Here is an 18,007-nt window from a genome sequence, read left to right as displayed (position 1 = left end):
AGTGCGGTCCCGGCGGCGACGTTGGTTTAAAGCGGTCTCCAGACCAACGCCGCCGCGATGGCAAATGCGGCTTTATTTCTTGCGCGCGGTTAGCGCCGTCTCCGACAGATCCACCTCGCGCATCAGCTTGTTCAACGTCTCGTCGTTGATCTGCTGACTATTGCGTAGCGCCAGCAAGGTCTTGCGTTCGGCGCGCATCGCAGCGAGCTTCATTCGGAACTCCAGCGCATCGGCGAGGCGCGCCAGCTCGCGCGGCTCCTGTTCGTCGTCGAGCGTGGCGAGCCGGCGCCGATACAAATCCATCACCCGTGCGGTGACATCCGCCGCGTAGGCCGAGGCCGATTCTTCCAGACCGGCACATTCTTTATCGTGCATCACGTCGATCGCGCGAATCGCGGCTTGCGCGGCCATCGTGCGGGCGAGTGCTTCTTCGGCCGCATGCGGATCGCGACCCTTGCGCCAGCCGCGCAACAACAACGGCAGTGCCACGACCGCCACCAGCAGCGACACCAGAATCACGCCCGACGCGATGAAAACCGCCAGATCGCGGCCCGGCAGCGGCGCGCCGTCCGGCAGCATTTCCGGCAACGACAACACACCCGCCAGCGTCACCGCGCCGCGCACGCCGGCCACGGTCGTCACCGTGACCGTGCGCAAACCCGGCACCGCGTTCGCCACGCCGCGCTTCGTTGCGCCACGGCTCGCGAACCAGCGCAGCAGCCACACCCACACGAAGCGCATTGCGTAGAGCGCCAGCGCGACCGCTGCGATGTAACCGATCAGCAGGCCGACCTGGGCGTTGCTGGTTTCGTGCGCGTCGAGCAGCGCGCGGCCGAGTATGTGCGGAAACTGCAGCCCCAGCAGAATGAACACCATGCCGTTGAAGACGAACTCGATCATGGTCCACGTACTGTTCGAGCGCACTCGCGACGACACCGGCCCCGCGTTCGCAATGCTTGCGTAGTTCATCATCATGCCGGCTGCGACCGCGGACAGAATGCCGGACAACTCGAAACGCTCGGCGATCAGATAGGCGGCGAACGGAATCAGCAAGGTCATCACGACGCCGGGCGCCGGATCGCCTTCTTCGTTGAGACTCAGAAAATGCGCCGACACGAAGCTGAACAGCCAGCTCACCGCGGCGCCCGTCGCAAGCCCACCGGCGGCGATGATCACGAAGCTGATCGACGCGTCGCGCAGCGAGAACACGCCGGTCAGCGCGGCGGCGATCGCGAACTTCAGTGCGACGAGACCGGACGCGTCGTTCATCAACGCTTCGCCTTCGAGGATATGCATCAGCCGGCCAGGAATCTTGCCCTTGCCGACGATGCCGGACAACGCCACCGCATCGGTCGGCGACAACACGGCGGCGAGCGCGAACGCGACCGGCAGCGAAATCGCCGGCACCAGCGCATGCACGAAATAGCCGACCACCAGCACCGTCATGAAAACGAGGCCGAGCGCGAGCATCAGGATCGAGCGGCGCGCCATGAACAGCTCGCGTTTCGGAATGCGCCAGCCATCCGCGAACAGCAGCGGCGGGATGAACAGCATCATGAAGATGTCCGGATCGAACGTGACGTGCAGTCCGAGTTTCGGCCAGGCGAGCATGGCGCCGATCGCGATCTGCACGAGCGGCAGCGGCAAAGCGAACGGCAGCAAACGGGTGACGATGCCCGACGCGGAGACGGCCAGCAGAAGAATCAATACGGTAAAGACAATGTCCATCGGTCTGTTTCTGGGGAGATGACAGGGGTGACTTGAGAGAGGGGCGACGCCGTCGCGTCGGCTTTGCAACGACGCGGCGGCGACGTGTCGCCCGCGAAGCTTAGCCCACGGAGTTTATCCCGCGAAGTTTAGCCCGATGAGCTCGCGCCTTCCTGCGAGCCCGGCATCGGGGCCAAGCGTTAGCTCACCGCCCGTCCCAATGCGTGGCAATCGCCCTACGCACCGAAACGGTGCGCGCTGCGCCCGCGTGCGGCGCATTGGCCCTTGCGCCGTGCAATCTCCGATGCAAACTTCATTCGAATGTGCGCCAGCGTGCGCATGGAGCTTGCTTAAGAGATATCGATGACGCACATTTTGAGAATTGGCGCCGCCGTTGTTCGCTTCCGCGTTCGGACCGGCCCGGCTCTCGCGTGAGAGGATTGCATGACGATTGCGCAACAGGAAAGAACGGCCAGCGTGCCGCATGGCTTCGACGTCGAAGTGACGTCGGGGCTCGAACGCTATTCGGTTCAGCATGGCGAACTGACGCTGACCAGCGTGTTTCAACCGATTTTCAGCCTGTCGCATATGCGGGCGGTCGGCTACGAGGGACTGCTGCGCGCGCACGACGCGCTCGACCGCCCCGTGTCGCCGCTCGACGTATTCGGCGAGGCCGCTCGTCTGGGCGACGTGCTGCAAGTGGACCGGCTTGCGCAGACCCTGCATCTGGAGAACTTCAAGGTGCTCGGCGCCGAGCGCGAATGGCTGTTCCTGAACGTGCATCCGGGCGCGCTCACCGATCCGTATCTGTCGGCCGCGTTGCTGGCCACGCTCAAGCGCCTCGATCTGCCGCCACGGCGCATCGTGCTCGAAGTGCTCGAGCATCGCGCGGAAGACCTCGAACGTCTGGCCGATGCCGTGCGTCAATTCCGCGAGCGCGGCTTCCTGATCGCGCTCGACGATTTCGGCGCGGGGCATTCGAACGTCGAACGGATCTGGCAGTTGAATCCCGATATCGTCAAGCTCGATCGCATCATGCTGTCGCACGCCGCGCATCGCGCGGATATGGCGACGATTCTGCCGGGGCTCGTCGCGCTGCTGCACGAAGCGGGCAAACTGGTGCTGATCGAAGGCGTGGAAACCGAGCACGAAGCGCAGATGGCGCTCGCCTGCAACGCGGACTTCGTGCAGGGCTTTTTCTTCGGCCGGCCAAATCCGGCCGCAGCCGATGCGGCGCATGCCGCCGAGTGCATCAGCGAACTCACCGAACGCTATCGCGATCAGACCGAAGCGCGCGAGCGCCGCAGCGCGAGCCGTCTCGTGCCGTATCTGCGGGCCTTCGAACGCGCGGCCGAGCGGCTGGCGGCCGGTGAACCGCTCGAAGAAGTGTGCTGGAATTTCCTCGCGCTCGATCACGCCGCGCGCTGCTTTCTGCTCGATGCCAAAGGCAAGCAGGCCGGCCGCAATGTCGTGTTGCGCGCGGATCGTGCGGCGCATGAAACGCGCTTTCTGCCGCTGGCGGACGCGCAAGGGGCGAACTGGTTGCGTCGTCCGTATTTCCGCGACGCGATCAATGCGCCGGAACGTGTGCATGTAACGCGTCCGTATCTGTCGATCAACGAGGCGTTGCCGTGCGTGACGCTTTCGGTGGCGACGCGCGTCGGCGAGCAGACCTGCGTGCTGTGCGGCGACATCGATTGGGTCGAGGAATAAGCCAGCTCAGCCAGTCTGCGATGATGTCGTTTTCAACGACGACACTCAGACGCGCCTATGTCCGTTCTACTCGAAGTCATTGCCACGACCGTTGCCGATGCGCGCCTTGCCGAGCAAGCGGGCGCCGACCGTCTCGAACTCATCACGGCGATGGGCGAGGGCGGTCTGACGCCGAGCATCGGCCTGATCGAAGCGGTGGTGGCGGCCGTCGATATTCCCGTGAACGTGATCGTGCGGCCGCATAGCCGCTCGTTCGTTTATGACGCGGACGACTACGCGGCGATGTGGCGCGACGTGCGTGCGGTCAAGGCGGCGGCTGCGAACGGTGTGGTGATCGGCATGCTGAACGAGGCGGGGGAGATCGACCGCGAAGCGCTTGCCCGCGCGATCGATGCCGCCGATGGTTTGGCCATTACCTTCCACCGGGCGTTCGACGAAACGCGCGATTTATGCCGGTCCCTGGACGTGCTGCTGGGTTTCCCTGAAGTGACGAACGTGTTGACGTCGGGCGGACAGGCGTCGGTACTGAATGCGGAAGCCACGATCCGCGAGTTGGTACAGCAGGCATCGGGTTCGCATTGCACCGTGTTGGCGGGCGCGGGTCTAACCGTGGATGCGATCGCCGGCTTTGCGAGCCGAACGCGAGTCGACGCGGTGCATTTCGGTTCGGGCGTTCGGGTGGGCGGTAACGGCCTCGCGCCGGTCGACGCTGATCGAGTCGCGAAGGTCCGGGCATTGCTAACGTGAACGCATGAGCGCGAACGCATGAGCATAAAGCCGTAATCTCGCGCGCAACTGCAATCCAAACTCAAACGAAAATGCCGCTTCGAGCCCAAAACTCGAAGCGGCATTGCTTTACCGACGTCCTGATCGCTACCCGCGAAACCTACTTCGCGACCACCACCGGAATCCCGCGCAACTGCCCGGCGCCCTTCACCTCATCCAGCGACTGACGCACCGCCGCGCTGGTTGCCGGATCGATCTGCAAGCGCGCCGCCAGATCACGCTCGCCGCGCTTCACGCCCGCCAGATTAGCCAGCTTCACGTGACCATAACCGCGCACACGGGCATGCAGATCCGCCAGCTTCGCGACATCTTCCAGCGTGGTCGTGTCGAGCTTCGCGAACGCGCGTTGCAGCGTGGTTTCGTAATCGCCGGCCAGGTCGCGTTCCATCTTGCGCTCCAGCGTGCGGCCGAACGGATCAAGCATCGTGCCGCGCAGACCACGCCATTTCGCCATCATGCCGAGCACCGGCCACATCCATTGACCGAAGACTTTCTTGGTCGGATTCTTGCCGTGCTGCGGACGCGCAATGGTCGGCGGCGCGAGGTTGAACTTGATGCCGAAGTCCTTGCCGGCCACGCCCTCGAATTGTGCTTCGAGTGCTTCACGGAAAGCGGTGTCCGTGTGCAGGCGCGCGACTTCGTATTCGTCCTTCACCGCCAGCAGACGATAGAACGTCGTCGCGACGGCGCGCGTGACGCGCTCGCTTTGCGCATTCACGGCGGTTTCGGCGCGGCGTGCCGCGTCGACCAGCGCGCGATAGCGTTTCACATAGCTCGCGCCGCCGTAAATCTGCAGGCGGCCTTCACGATGGGCGATCAGCTCGTCCAGCGTATCCACCTTCACGGCCTGTTTCGCCAGATGCCGCGCTTGCCACAACGCGTCGAGCGCGGCCGGATCTTCCGCCGCCAGACGGCCGATCGAAAACGCCAGTTGATTCATCTGCACCGCGACGTTGTTCAGTTCGATCGCGCGCATCATCGCGGCGAACGACACCGGCACCAGACCGAGTTGCCATGCGTAGCCGAGCATCAGAATGTTCGCGCCGATCGTGTCGCCGAGAAAACGCGTGGCGAGTGCCTGGGCGTCGCAGGTCGACAGGCGTTCCGCGCCGGCCGCGTGACGCATCTTGTCGATCAGCGCGTCGGCGTGCAGCGTCGCGTCCGGGTTCGTCACGAAGGTCGCGTTCGGAATCGCATGCGTGTTCACGACGATGCGGGTACGGCCGTGACGCACCGTTTGCAACGCATCGGCGCTCGCGCCGACCACCATGTCGCAGGCGAGCAGGACGTCGGCCTGTTGCGTGTCGATACGCACCTGGTTGAGCCACTCGTCGCGTGCGGCGAAGCGGACGAACGACAGCACCGAGCCGCCCTTCTGCGCGAAGCCCATGAAGTCGAGCACCGACGCGCTCTTACCTTCCAGATGCGCGGCCATGCTGATCAACGCGCCCACTGTCACGACACCCGTGCCGCCCACACCGGTCACGAGAATGTCGTACGGCGCGGCGTCCAGATGCGTCGCGGGAATCGGCAGCGTGCCGACGCGCGCGGCCAGCGCTTGCGGATCGAACGCGGCGCCTGCGGCTTTTTTCAGCTTGCCGCCTTCCACGGTAACGAAGCTAGGGCAGAAGCCGTTCACGCACGAAAAGTCTTTGTTGCACGACGATTGATCGATCCGGCGCTTGCGTCCCAAGGCCGTTTCGACCGGCTCGACCGACAGGCAATTCGACTGCACGCCGCAATCGCCGCAGCCTTCGCACACTTCCTCGTTGATGAAGAGGCGCTTGTCGGGGTCGGGAAATTCGCCTTTTTTCCGGCGCCGGCGTTTTTCCGCGGCGCAGGTCTGGTCGTAGATCAGCACGGTCACGCCGTCGGTGTCGCGCAACTCGCGCTGCACGGCGTCCATTTCGCTGCGATGGTGAAATGTCGTGCCCTTCGGAAACAGATCGTGATGGCCGTCGTATTTCTCCGGCTCGTCGCTCACCACGACGAAGCGCGACACGCCTTCGGCTTCCACCTGACGCGCGATCTGCGGCACCGAAATGCTGCCGTCCACCGGCTGGCCGCCGGTCATCGCGACCGCGTCGTTATAAAGAATCTTGTAGGTGATGGTGGCTTTCGCCGCCACGGCCTGGCGGATCGCGAGAATGCCGGAATGGAAGTAGGTACCGTCGCCGAGATTCTGGAACACGTGGCGCGTTTTCGTGAACATCGAATGCGAGGCCCAGTCGACGCCTTCGCCGCCCATCTGGATCAGGCCGGTGGTGTCGCGCTCCATCCACGACGCCATGAAGTGGCAGCCGATGCCCGCATGCGCGATCGAGCCTTCCGGCACTTTCGTCGACGTGTTGTGCGGGCAGCCCGAGCAGAAGTACGGCGTGCGCTTCACGCTGTCCGCGGCGTTCGAGAGAATATGCGGCGCGACCAGTTCGACCACGCGGTCGCGGCGGTCGAGCGCCGGTTTGTGTTTCGCGAGCCAGTCCGCGAACACCGGCAGAATGCGCGAGGGCCGCAATTCACCGAGCGAAGACAACAACAGCGTGCCGTCTTGCGCGTTCTTGCCGATTACGATCGGCCGCGTGCCTTGCGTGCGGTTGTACAGATAGTCCTTGATCTGCTGTTCGATGACCGGGCCTTTCTCCTCGATCACCAGCACTTCGGACAAACCGGAGACGAACGCGTCGATTCGCGTCATCTCCAGCGGAAACGACAGGCCGACCTTGTAGATGCGCACGCCGGCCGCTTCCAGATCCGCCACCGTCAGATCGAGACGGCGCAGCGTTTCCATCAGGTCCAGATGCGCCTTGCCGCAGGTGACGATGCCCACGTTGGCGTGCGGGCTCGGTGCGATCCATTTGTCGATACTGTTCACGCGCGCGAAGTGACGCACCGCGTCGAGCTTCGCATGCATCCGCGACTCGATGGTCAGGCTCGGCAGGTCCGGCCAGCGGTTATGCAGGCCGCCGGCGGGCGCGGTGAAATCTTCCGGAGCGGCCCATTCGGTTTGGAGTGCGTCGAGATCGACCGTGGAGCCCGATTCGACCGTTTCGGAGATCGCCTTGTAGCCGACCCAGGCGCCCGAGAAGCGCGACATTGCCCAGCCGTACAGGCCGAATTCGAGCATGTCGGCGATATTCGACGGATTCACCACCGGCATATGCCATGCCATCATCGCGAAGTCGCTCTGATGCGGCATCGACGACGACACGCAGCCGTGGTCGTCGCCCGCCACCACCAGCACGCCGCCGTGCGGCGACGAGCCGTACGCGTTGCCGTGCTTGAGCGCGTCGCCCGCGCGGTCCACGCCCGGGCCCTTGCCGTACCACATCGCGAACACGCCGTCGACGGTGCGCTCCGGGTCCGATTCCACCCGCTGCGTGCCGAGCACGGCGGTGCCGCCGAGTTCTTCGTTGATCGCGGGCAGAAAGCGAATATCACTCGCGGCGAGCAGTTTTTTCGCCTTCCACAACTGCTGGTCGACCATGCCGAGCGGCGAGCCACGATAGCCGCTGATAAAGCCGGCGGTGTTCATGTCGCGCGCCTTGTCGGCGGCGCGCTGCATCAACACCAGCCGCACCAGGGCCTGCGTGCCGGTCAGGAAGATCCGGCCGCGCGTCGCGGTGAGGTTGTCGGACAGCTTGTAGTCGGCGAGAGCGGGCGTGCCGTCGATGGGCAGGCGAGCGGTCATGGGTGAGTCTCCAATATTTTGCATCCGCGCGCGGTGGTGGGGACCACGGAGGTGACGCAGCGAAAGAGACTCTATTTTTTAGCGCCGATTAGAGTGAATTTTTTCTAGTTTGATCAGAGTGCAAGCCATGGGCGAGAAGAGCCGCGCGTTTTAATGAAGTTTTGAGGTGGATCTTCCACGCGGCTGGCGGATTCGGGTATGCCCTGGTGCGTTTCGGCGGTGCTCAATACCCCGTCCAGACGGCCAACGCGAGTGCGCCGCCCGACAGCAGCAATAGCACCACGAACAACGGCAGGATGAAGCGCAGCCACTGGCCGAAGCCCACGCGCGCGGTGGCGAGATAGGCGAGCAGCATGCCCGAGGTGGGCGTCACCATGTTGGTCAAGCCGCCGCCGAGCACGAACGCGAGCACGGAGGTCTGGCCGCTCACGCCGGACAACTGCGCGATCGGCCCGATAATCGGCATGCTGACCGCGGCTTTGCCGGACACCGAAGGAATGAAGACGTCGAGCACCATCTGCACGGCCATCAAGCCATTGGCGACCCACACGGCGGATTGGCCGCGTGCGAGGCGCGTGAAGTGATCGATCAGCGTGTCCAGCACGAGGCTGTTCTGCAAAATCAGTTCGACCGATGCCGCGAGGCCGATCAGCAGTCCCGCGAGAATCATGCTCTTCATGCCGTCGACAAATGCGTCGGCCGCGCCGCGCGAATCGAGTCGCCCCACCACCGCCGTGACGACGCTGATGAACACGTAGAACGCGGACAACTCCACGTTGCCCCACTTCAGTTCGCGCGTGCCGATCACCAGCATCGCGGCGGCCACGCTCAGCACGAGCAGCGTCGCTTTGTGGCGGCGCGAAAGCCGCGTTTGCGGATGCGCTTCGAGACTGGCGCGCGCCGCGGTCAGCCGGAAGCCGCTCAACCGCACCTGCGCGAGCAGATACAGAATGCCGAGCGTCATGAACACGACGAACACGCCGATTCGCATGCCGATGCCGCTAAACAGCGGCACGCCGACGATCGGCTGCGCGACCGCGAGCGAGAGCGGATTGGTCACCGAGGCGATATAGCCGACCTTCGCCGCGATGGCCACGAGCGCGACCGCGAACAGATTGGACAGCCCGAGGCGGCGCGTCAGCACCATCACCATCGGAATGATCACGAGGTATTCGGAGATGAAGCCGAGCAGCGTGCTGCCGAGACCGATCAGCAGCATCAGCAGCGGCGCGAGCACATAGACGTTGCCGGCGGTGAGCTGCAACAGCCGGTCGATGCCCGCGTCCACCACGCCGGTTTTGCGCATCACGCCGAACATGCCGCCGACGAACATCACCATGAAGATCAGCGGCGCGTTCTTGATCAAGCCGTTCGGCACGGCGACGAAGGCCGACACGAGGCTGGCCGGCGCGGCCTGATCCGCCGTGCTCTTGCTGACGCTGGGCGCGACCAGCGTGGCGAGAGTGCGGCTCTTCGGCACGACGTGATACGTGCCCGGCACGACCAGTTTGTCGTGGCGCTCGAAGCGACCGGCGTCGATCAGATACGTCATTGCCACGGCGGCGAGCAGCACCCAGATCATCATCACGACCGGGTGCAGCATCTTGCCGTGCGGTTTCTTGTCTTCTTCACCGGCGCCGTTGCCGGACTGGCGCTCGTGCGGATGATCGTCGTCGGCGGTGGCGGAGGGGGCGAGCGTGGTCATGTGGGGATCTTGGGCGCTCACGCCGGTTGAGTCGCCGCTTGTGGCGCGGTGTAGCCGAGTTCGGCGGAGATCGTGCGGCTGCAGGCCTGCAGACGTTCGAGGTAATCGGGAATCTCGATCCGGCTGATGCGCATTTCCGGCCCCGACACGCTGATCGCTGCCACGGCCTCGCCGCTCATATCGCGCACCGGCACCGAAATAGCCACCGCACCCGCCGTCACTTCGCCGACGCTCACCGCGTAGCCTTTGCGCGCGATCGCATCCAGTTCGTCGACCAGCTTCATCAGATCGGGCGGCTGCGGCAGCTTCTTCAGACGCGCGAGGTATTCGGTCTTGACGGCGTCCGGCGCGAATGCCAGCAGAATCCTCCCCGACGCGCCGCTATTGAGCGGGCGGCGATTGCCGACCGCGCCGATGGTGCGCATTTCATGCGTGCTTTCGCAACGTGCGACGCATACCGTCTCCAACCCTTCGCGCACTCGCAGCACGACGTTTTCGTTGATCGCCTGGTTGAGCACCAGCATGTGCTTCTGTGCCGAGCGCACCAGTGTGTTCTGCTGCGCGGCAGCCACGCCGATCACGAAAGCCTGCGGCCCGAGCGAATAGGTCGACGCGCGCGTGTCCTGCACGACGAAGCGATGCAGTTCGAGCGTGCAGAGCATGCGATACGCGCGCGATTTGTTGATGCCGAGTTGATTGGCGAGTTCGGTGACGCCCAGGCCCGGATGTTCGGCGACATGGCTCAGCAGCTTCAGCGCGCTGTCGACGGAATCGACGATGTAGTTCACGGTCATTCCTTTATTGCGCCGCGCGGGGCGCGGCGAGCTGCGCGCGCACGTAATCGGCGAGCGCGGCGACGAAGGCGTCGAGCGCGCGTTTGAGCGTGTCGAAGCCGGCATGTTTGACGAACGCGGCTTCGTCCATATACAGCCCGCGATTCAGTTCGATCTGGATGCTGTGGCGCCGCCGCGCCGGATCGCTGACGGCGGTAAGCAGGTCGCCGCCCTGATACGGCTCGTTGACCTGTACGCGGTAGCCGGCGCGGCTGAAGTAGTCGGCGACCCATTGCGTGAAGGCCGGATCGGCGGTGCTGCCGAGGCGGTCGCTGATCACGAAATCGGGACGCGCCGCGCCCGCGTCGACATTCATTGCGTTGCCACGCGATTTCATCGAATGACAGTCGACGTGCCACAACGCGCCGTGTTCCGCGACCGCGCGTTCGGCGGCGGCGGCAAGTGCCGCGCGATACGGGAGGTAGTACGCATCGATGCGATGCCGCACTTCGGCCACGCTCAATTTGCGGTCGTACATCGGCAGGTTCGGCAGTGCGTCGCGGCGGATCAGGCCCATGCCGCGCAACGTGTATTTCTCCGGCGCGAGCGGTTCGGGCCACGGCTCGTCGAGCAATTGCGCGTCGATGTCGCCGATCGCGCGGTTCGGGTCGATATAGGCGCGCGGGAAATGCGCGCCGATCAGCACGCCGCCCTGCTCGGGCACGGCGCTCCACAACTCGTCGACGAAGGCGTCCCATGAACTGTGGATTGCGGCGAGCGGCGCGCAGGCGCCGAAGTCGGCCGGCAGTGCGATGCCGCTATGCGGCGAATCGAACAGGATCGGCAACCGGACGCCGGCAGGTTCGGCGACGAAGTACGGCGCAAAAGCAGGCGCAAAAGCAGGCGCGGCAGAAGTGTTGCTGGCGGACGTCAAAGCAAATTCCTTTCGGGTGGCCGACGCGCTGTAAAAGGTCGTCTTGACCGGGATAAGTGCGGTTCGTGTTTTATTAAATAAAACAACATATCAATATTTAACGACGAACCCTATTGTTGGTCAAGTGAGTCGTCAAAAGCCTTGCTATCCGGGTCATTCAATCACAGTCCCATACTGGGCAAGACTTTGCGCCGTATTGGCTACTAAAACCCCCAGCGCCAGGCGTTAGCGTCAATGCGGGCAAACCAGTATTTTTGCCGAGTCTTGACCGGACAATTTTGCATTTCGAATAATAAACGATACGTTGTTTTATTCAATAAAACATAGGGGCCGAGTGATTTATCCGATAAGTACCGGCTTCGTCGTGCGGGCTCACACACTCACCACAAAGGAACGCAGATGAACAGCAAAGGTTTGGCGATGGCGCTCGCGGGCGCGGGCATCGGTGCCGCGTTATGCGCTAGCGCCATGGCGCAGTCGAGCGTGACGTTGTACGGCATCGTCGACGCGGGCTTCACCTACACGAGCAACCAGAAAGGCAGCGCGGCCTATCAGGCGACCGGCGGCAACGAGCAGGGCACGCGCTGGGGCATGGTGGGCACCGAAGACCTGGGCGGCGGCAACACGGCGATCTTCAAACTGGAGAACGGTTTCAACATCGAAACCGGCACGGCCAGCGCGAACGGCCGCATGTTCGGCAGGCAGGCATGGGTCGGTTTGTCGAACCCGCGCTGGGGGACGTTCACGATGGGTCGGCAGTACAACGCCGCGCAGGATTCGCTGGCGCCGTTGCAGATCGGCGCGAGCACGTCGCTGACGCAGTACGCGCTGCATCCGTTCGATACCGACGACCTGAACAACTCGTTTCGCACCGACAACTCGGTGAAATACGTGACGCCGACGCTGGCCGGCTTCCAGGGCAACGCCATGTACGGCTTTTCCAACTCGACGAACTTCGCGGCGAACCGTAGCTGGAGCGTAGGCGGCACCTATGCGCAAGGTCCGTTGCGGGCGGGCGTGGCGTATGTGGTGCTCGATAATCCGGCGCTCGACACGACTGGCGCGATTCCGTCGGACAACTACTTCACCTTCCTGAAGGGCATCACGAAGCAGCAGATCTGGGGCGCCGCGAGTACCTACGATTACGGCAACGCGACCTTCGGCCTGCTGTACACGAGCACGCTGTTCAACCTGCAAACGGGCGCCTCGCAGCGCTTCAACAACTACGAAGGCAGCTTCCGCTATCGTTTCACGCCGTCGGTGCTGTTCGCGCTCGGCGAGACTTACACCCAGGTTCATACCACGCAAGGCGCCACGCCGAGCCTGCATTATCTGCAGACCAGCGCGGGCGTGCAGTACTACCTGTCCAAGCGCACCGATCTGTATGTGAACGCGATCTACCAGCGCTCGTCGGCGAATACGGTGGCGGCGATCGAAGGGATCAGCAATCCGTCGAGTTCGCGCACGCAGGTGGTGGGTGTGGTGGGGATTCGCCAGAAGTTCTGAGGGCGCGGCCGCAAACGCGCGTAATGCGCGGCATCTCATCGGCGCAACGTGATCGGCGTGATCCGATCGCGTTGCGCGGTTTATTGCCCTTTGGTTTTGGCCACATTAACCACACCGGCGGTGAGCGGCGCGGCATCGAGCGGCACGATTTCGTCGAAGTGCGCGTAATCGATGTGGCTCACACCGTCCTGCTCGCTCATGATGTCGACGAAACGGTAATGCCAGCGAATCTCGTCGCAGCTCCACATGTGGCGCGCCTGCATGGTTTGCGAGGTCGATTCGTCGACGCCTTCGAGCGTCAGCACCAGCGACGTATCGCTGCCTTCGAGCGACTCGGCGGTCTCGCCGAACAGCGGGCTGCTTTCGTCGATGATGTGCATGAGGCTCCAGCCGAGTTTGAAAACCGGATGTTGATCGCGCACCAGCGTCAGGTCGTAGAGCCTGCGCAGCACGAGGCCTTCGGCGGTGGTTTCCTTGCGCAGAATGCGCAGCCTCGCGTGTGCCTCGGCGATCACGTTTTGACGCGCGTTGGCCGAGCGCACCATCAACGTCATGCGGCCGTCGAGCGGGCGGATGATCGCGTAACGCGCAAACATGATCTTGGCGTGTGGCCGCGAAAAGCGCGCGAAGATCAGCCCGGTGGCCAACGCGACGCTGGACATGCCGAAGAAGATTTCGAGCGTTGCAATCCAGTGCGCGTAGACGGTTTGCGGATGCATGTCGCCGTAGCCGACGGTTGCGAGCGTCTCGACGCTGAAAAAGAACGCGCCGCCGAAACCCGGCGGATACTGATTGGCGATGGGCGCTTTGCCGAGCATATACAGGCCGGCGAATGCCGTATTGAGCAGCAGGAACAGCACGGCGAGCGAGGCGAAGAACATCGGCCAGCGCGCCACGACCGCACGATGATAGAGATCCTGCCAGAGCGGCGTCGGCATGCCGTGCGCAATGACCACGCGGTCGTCCAGACGCAATTCGCGGCTGCCGCGCGCGCGGCGCTTCGGGCCGCTCTCCTTGGCGTCGCCAAGGCCGGCCAGTCGGTCTGACGGTTCGGTAGCCATCTCTTGCTCGCGGGATATGAAAACGCGCAAAGCGTAGCACGGCGTTCACAAGTGCAAGGGCACGATGCCGCGACCTTTGACCCACGTCTCGCGCACCGTTCGGGGCGGCTAAGGACGTGTGCGCCGCAGCTTACGGAAACGCCCTTGGCTTCGGAATGCCGGCGCCGTGCTCGATATCGTCCACTGCTTGCCGATGCGCCTCGGCGATCGCTTCGGTCGCGTCGCCGTAGCCGTGATCGCCGCCCACGGTCGTCCATGCTTTCACTGCTTTGTCGCGATGGCGGATTTCGTATTCCGCATCCCAGCGCGCGCCGTTGAGTTCGAGAGGGCGGACGTGTATCGAATACACGCCGTAGAGGAAAAGTTGTTCCGCCATGATCGCCTCCAGCGGGTTGGATCAAGGTGGCGCGGCGCGCCTTCGACGCGCGCGGCGCCGGACTGCTGCCTAAAGTTCGATGCTGCCGAGAATGCGGTGCGCGAGCGCCTTGGCTTCCTCGAGCGCTTCCTCCGGCGTCGACGAGGTGGCGTCCACTTCGTAGACCGTGGTTTCCTGATCGGCGGTGACGTCGCCTTCGTCGCGCGAGAGCGTGACCACGCCCTGCCAGGTGTCGCTCTGTACTTCTTTTATCGACGCCGTGGCCGTGTAGATGCCTTTGGTGTAGGTGATGTCTTCCATGACGACGCTCCTGGTTCCAAAGGGTTCGGATTTTTCATCGTAGCACGATGACGGAGCGCCGGCTTTCGCATTGGCGGCGCGCCTTGTCAGTGACAATGCGCGCCGCACAAGGCAGCAGAATTACAGCAGTGCGACGACTTCATCGAGCGTGGGCGCGTGCGCGCCGGCATGCCGGCAAGCCGCCGCGCCGGCCGCCAGCGCGAACGCCAGATGTTCGGGCCACGCGCGCTGCGGCGCCGTCATCAGACTGAACAGCAGGCCGCCGATCGACGCGTCGCCCGCGCCCACCGTGTCGACGACTTCGACGCGCGGCGGGCGCGCTTCGACCACCATCGCGCCGTCGATCAACAGCGCCGCCTCCGGTCCACGCGTCACCAGCACGGTGGCGGCCGGATTCATGGCTTGCAGTTGGGCGAGCGCGGCGGCTTCGTCGTCGGTTTTGAACAGCAGGCGCAGATCTTCGTCCGAGACTTTGATCAGATCCGCGAGCGCGGCCATCTTGCGCAAGGTCGGCTCGTAGCCGTGCTCCATCAGATTGCGGTAGTTCGGATCGAAGCTGATCTTCACGCCTTGCGAACGCAACTGCGCCGCGAGCGCCGCCAGCGTATCGCCGAGCGGCTGCCGCACGAGGCTGATGCAGCCGAAGTGCGCCCACTTCACATACTCGCGCCAGCCGGCCGGCAACTGCGCCGGATCGAAGGCCAGATCGGCGCCGTTTTCGCCCATGAAAAAATACGCGGGCGGATGCGTCTGATGCACGATCGCCAGCAGCGGGGGGCGCGTAACGCGCTGCATGAAGCGCATGTCGAGTCCGGCGGCGACGCTCGCGTTCCACAGCTCGTCGGAGAAATTGTCGACACCGAGCGAGCCGGCGCAGGCGGTCGGCAAACCGAGCCGCGCGACGCAGCGCGCCACGTTCCAGCCGGCGCCGCCGGGCCGCGATAGCCATTGCGAAGCGCCGGTGCGCACGAGATCGGTGAGGATGTCGCCGGCCGAGACGAACAGCGGGAATGCGGTGTCCGCGCGGCTTGTGTGGTTTGCGTTGAGTTGGCTCATTTCGTGTGCTCCGCGGATTCGGACGCAGCGGCGGCCGCGCCGTCGGACAGGGCGTGCGCCAGCACTTCGTAGCACGCGCCCATCGTGTGGTAATCGGTCTTGCCGGCCGGACTCTTTTCGTCGCTGTATTTGCGGTTGTCGCAGGTGAGGATGCGATACCACGCGCCGTACTTGTGATCGACGAAATGCGCCCAGCTATAGCGCCAGATCTCGTCGTACCAGTCCCAGAAGCGTTCGTTGCCGGTGCGCTTGCCGAGCAGCGCAGCGGTCGCGAAGGTTTCGGCCTGGACCCAGAAGTATTTGTCGTGGTCGCACACGGTGCCGTCCGGGCCGAAGCCGTAGTAGAGGCCGCCGTGGTCTTCGTCCCAGGCGTGCGTCATGGCGGCGTCGAACAGTTCGATGGCGCGCGGCAATAGCCACGGCAACGGGCGGAAGCGCTCGAGAATCAGCAGCAGCTTGGCCCACTCCGTTTGATGCCCCGGCTGAAAGCCCCACGGACGGAAGATGTTCGAACTGTCTTCCTCGTTGTAGTGCCAGTCGACCGACCAATCCGCGTGAAAGTGTTCCCACACCAGACCTTGCGAGAGCTTCGCCTGGCGCAGCGTGATGTTCGACGCGACCCGTTCGGCGCGATCCAGATAGACCAGATGGCCGGTCGCTTCGTGCGCGGCGAGCAGCGCCTCGGTGGTGTGCATGTTGGCGTTCTGACCGCGATACGAACTGACGCGCCATTCGGGCGAGGCTTCGTCGGCGTAGAGGCCGGCCGCGGCGTCCCAGAAGCGGTGCTCCATCAATTCGAAGGTCGCGCCGATCATCGGCCTGGCTTCTTCGATGCCGGCCATTGCCGCATGCGAATACGCAAGCAGCACGAATGCGAGGCCGTAGCAGTGGCGCGTGGCGTCGAGCGTGCGCTTGCGGCCGTCGCGCCATTCGAGCTCCCAGTCGTAGCCTTCGTGCTGGGCGTCCCAATGCGCCTCACGCAGAAAGCGCAGACCGTGGCGCGCGTACTCGAGATGCTGCGGGTCGCCGAACTGGCGATACGCCATCGCGTAGTTGAACACATAGCGGCAACTGCTCACCAGGTGCCGCGTGGTTTTGTCGTAGATCGACCCGTCGTCGCGGAAAAAATGGAAGAAGCCGCCGCTCGGATCGAACACGTTCGGCGCGTAAAAACGCAGTGTGTCCTCTATGTGCGCGAGCAGAAACTCGCGGCTGCGGAAATTGTCGACGGACGGCGCGGCAACGCCGCTGGCGGGATGAAGCGAATCGGATTGCGTCATGGCGTTTTCACCAAAGTACTGGCACGGGCAATGAGATGGACGGGCAAGCGGACTTCGAGTTCAGCGGGGGCGTCTTCGAGCAGCAACTCGACGCCGCGCCGGCCGAGCGCTTCCTTGTCGACCGAAATGGTCGACAGCGGCGGCGTGGCATGGGCGGTGGCGGGAATGTCGTCGAAGCCGATGATGGCGATATCTTCAGGTACGCGCAGGCCGCGCGCGAGGCACGCGCGCAGCGCGGCGAGCGCGGCGGCGTCGTTGTATGCGAACACCGCGTCGGGGTGCGGGCCCGGCGCATCGAGCAACTGATGCATGGCGCGCGCGGCGCCGTTGTCAGGGTCGAACCCGGCGTCGATCGTCACTTCCAGCGACGGATCGAACAGCAGGCCCGCTTCGAAAAACGCGCGCCGGTAACCGAGCGCGCGCTGCGCGATGCTGAAGTGCGCGAGCGAGCCGCCGATAAACGCGACGCGCTTGCGTTGCTGCTCGAACAGATGCCGCATGGCGAGGGTGGCACCAGCAGCGTTGTCGAGATTCACCGAGCGCAAGCCCGGCGCCCACAGATCGATCAGCACGAGCGGCCGCTGCATCGCGACCAGCGTGGTGAGCGTTTCCGGTTCGACGAAACCGGCAATCGCCACCGCGTCGGGCGCGTGCAGGCGTAGTTGCTGGAGCACGTCTTCGGTGGGGCCGGCGGTCAGCACCGACGGCACGATGCCGCGTTCGCGACAGGCGTCTTCCACCCCGTGCAGCACGTGCGAAAAGAACGGGCTGACGGCGAAGTTGTTGTGCTGACGGTGCAACAGGAAGGTGAGCCGACGGATGCGCGGCCGCAATTGGGCAGCGTCGTAACCGAGTTGCCGCGCCGCTTCGACGACGCGTTCGCGGGTCGCCTCGGACAACCCCGGCTGGTTCTTCAAGGCGCGTGAGACGGTGCCGATCGACACGCTGGCCGCGCGGGCGACGTCGCGGATGGTTGTGGCCATCGAAATCAGGCGGCTGCGAGCACGCGACCGCACGGTGTTGGAGTCCGGCGATTGTATAGTAAAACGTGCCTTGCCTTGCCGAAAAACGCCTCGCCTAGCACCCGGAAATACCCTTGAGTGCTGGTGTTGGCCCGAAACA

14 protein-coding genes are annotated in these 18,007 nt (G+C 64.2%); 3 read left to right on the top strand and 11 right to left on the bottom strand.

Translation table 11 applies throughout. The annotated features are described in order from the left end of the window. Positions 1 to 72: 72 nt before the first annotated feature. Positions 73 to 1,728 (bottom strand): Na+/H+ antiporter, encoded by a 1,656-nt coding sequence (locus BX591_RS32650; protein ID WP_111935447.1) that lies wholly within the window; start codon positions 1,726 to 1,728, stop codon positions 73 to 75. 423 nt (positions 1,729 to 2,151) lie between these two features. On the opposite strand from BX591_RS32650, the gene BX591_RS32645 reads away from it, so the two are divergent. Next, on the top strand, positions 2,152 to 3,420 hold the full coding sequence (locus BX591_RS32645; RefSeq protein ID WP_111935446.1) for a sensor domain-containing phosphodiesterase: 1,269 nt from the start codon (positions 2,152 to 2,154) through the stop codon (positions 3,418 to 3,420). A 57-nt stretch (positions 3,421 to 3,477) separates the two neighbouring features. Continuing rightward, positions 3,478 to 4,167, top strand: a complete 690-nt coding sequence (locus BX591_RS32640; protein ID WP_111935445.1) for a copper homeostasis protein CutC — start codon at positions 3,478 to 3,480, stop codon at positions 4,165 to 4,167. 139 nt (positions 4,168 to 4,306) lie between these two features. Here the strand turns inward: BX591_RS32640 and BX591_RS32635 are convergent, their stop codons facing one another. From BX591_RS32635 to BX591_RS32620, 4 genes are all read right to left on the bottom strand, one after another. Continuing rightward, entirely contained in the window at positions 4,307 to 7,894 is a 3,588-nt protein-coding gene (locus tag BX591_RS32635) for an indolepyruvate ferredoxin oxidoreductase family protein (protein ID WP_111935444.1), read from the bottom strand. Positions 7,895 to 8,117: 223 nt separating this feature from the next. Further along, positions 8,118 to 9,599 (bottom strand): YfcC family protein, encoded by a 1,482-nt coding sequence (locus BX591_RS32630; RefSeq protein WP_111935443.1) that lies wholly within the window; start codon positions 9,597 to 9,599, stop codon positions 8,118 to 8,120. Between the two features lie 17 nt (positions 9,600 to 9,616). After that, complete coding sequence (locus BX591_RS32625) at positions 9,617 to 10,387, bottom strand: IclR family transcriptional regulator (RefSeq protein WP_111935467.1); 771 nt, start codon at positions 10,385 to 10,387, stop codon at positions 9,617 to 9,619. A 10-nt stretch (positions 10,388 to 10,397) separates the two neighbouring features. Continuing rightward, on the bottom strand, positions 10,398 to 11,306 hold the full coding sequence (locus BX591_RS32620) for an N-formylglutamate amidohydrolase (RefSeq protein WP_111935442.1): 909 nt from the start codon (positions 11,304 to 11,306) through the stop codon (positions 10,398 to 10,400). A 399-nt stretch (positions 11,307 to 11,705) separates the two neighbouring features. Here BX591_RS32620 and BX591_RS32615 point away from each other — a divergent pair, with 399 nt between their 5' ends. Continuing rightward, positions 11,706 to 12,812 (top strand): porin, encoded by a 1,107-nt coding sequence (locus BX591_RS32615; RefSeq protein ID WP_111935441.1) that lies wholly within the window; start codon positions 11,706 to 11,708, stop codon positions 12,810 to 12,812. Between the two features lie 80 nt (positions 12,813 to 12,892). Here BX591_RS32615 and BX591_RS32610 read toward each other — a convergent pair whose 3' ends face one another. The 6 genes from BX591_RS32610 to BX591_RS32585 all read right to left on the bottom strand — a co-directional run bounded on the left by BX591_RS32610 (position 12,893) and on the right by BX591_RS32585 (position 17,868). Further along, positions 12,893 to 13,873, bottom strand: a complete 981-nt coding sequence (locus BX591_RS32610; RefSeq protein WP_111935440.1) for an ion channel — start codon at positions 13,871 to 13,873, stop codon at positions 12,893 to 12,895. A 130-nt stretch (positions 13,874 to 14,003) separates the two neighbouring features. Then, the gene (locus BX591_RS32605; RefSeq protein ID WP_111935439.1) at positions 14,004 to 14,249 is read right to left on the bottom strand and encodes a hypothetical protein; all 246 of its coding nucleotides are present in this window, start codon (positions 14,247 to 14,249) and stop codon (positions 14,004 to 14,006) included. A 69-nt stretch (positions 14,250 to 14,318) separates the two neighbouring features. After that, positions 14,319 to 14,549, bottom strand: coding sequence for a hypothetical protein (locus BX591_RS32600; RefSeq protein ID WP_035553892.1), 231 nt, complete (start codon positions 14,547 to 14,549; stop codon positions 14,319 to 14,321). Positions 14,550 to 14,669: 120 nt separating this feature from the next. After that, the gene (locus BX591_RS32595) at positions 14,670 to 15,605 is read right to left on the bottom strand and encodes a carbohydrate kinase family protein (RefSeq protein WP_111935438.1); all 936 of its coding nucleotides are present in this window, start codon (positions 15,603 to 15,605) and stop codon (positions 14,670 to 14,672) included. Continuing rightward, the gene (locus BX591_RS32590; RefSeq protein WP_111935437.1) at positions 15,602 to 16,885 is read right to left on the bottom strand and encodes an AGE family epimerase/isomerase; all 1,284 of its coding nucleotides are present in this window, start codon (positions 16,883 to 16,885) and stop codon (positions 15,602 to 15,604) included. Before BX591_RS32590 ends, BX591_RS32595 begins: the two co-directional genes overlap by 4 nt. Continuing rightward, positions 16,882 to 17,868, bottom strand: coding sequence for a LacI family DNA-binding transcriptional regulator (locus BX591_RS32585; RefSeq protein WP_111935436.1), 987 nt, complete (start codon positions 17,866 to 17,868; stop codon positions 16,882 to 16,884). The genes BX591_RS32590 and BX591_RS32585 overlap by 4 nt, the downstream gene beginning before the upstream one ends. Positions 17,869 to 18,007: the final 139 nt, after the last annotated feature.

It is taken from the genome of Paraburkholderia bryophila (assembly GCF_003269035.1).
GTDB classification, from domain to species: domain Bacteria; phylum Pseudomonadota; class Gammaproteobacteria; order Burkholderiales; family Burkholderiaceae; genus Paraburkholderia; species Paraburkholderia bryophila.
Note: the sequence above shows the minus strand (reverse complement) of the source record. Positions and strands in the feature narration are given on the sequence as shown.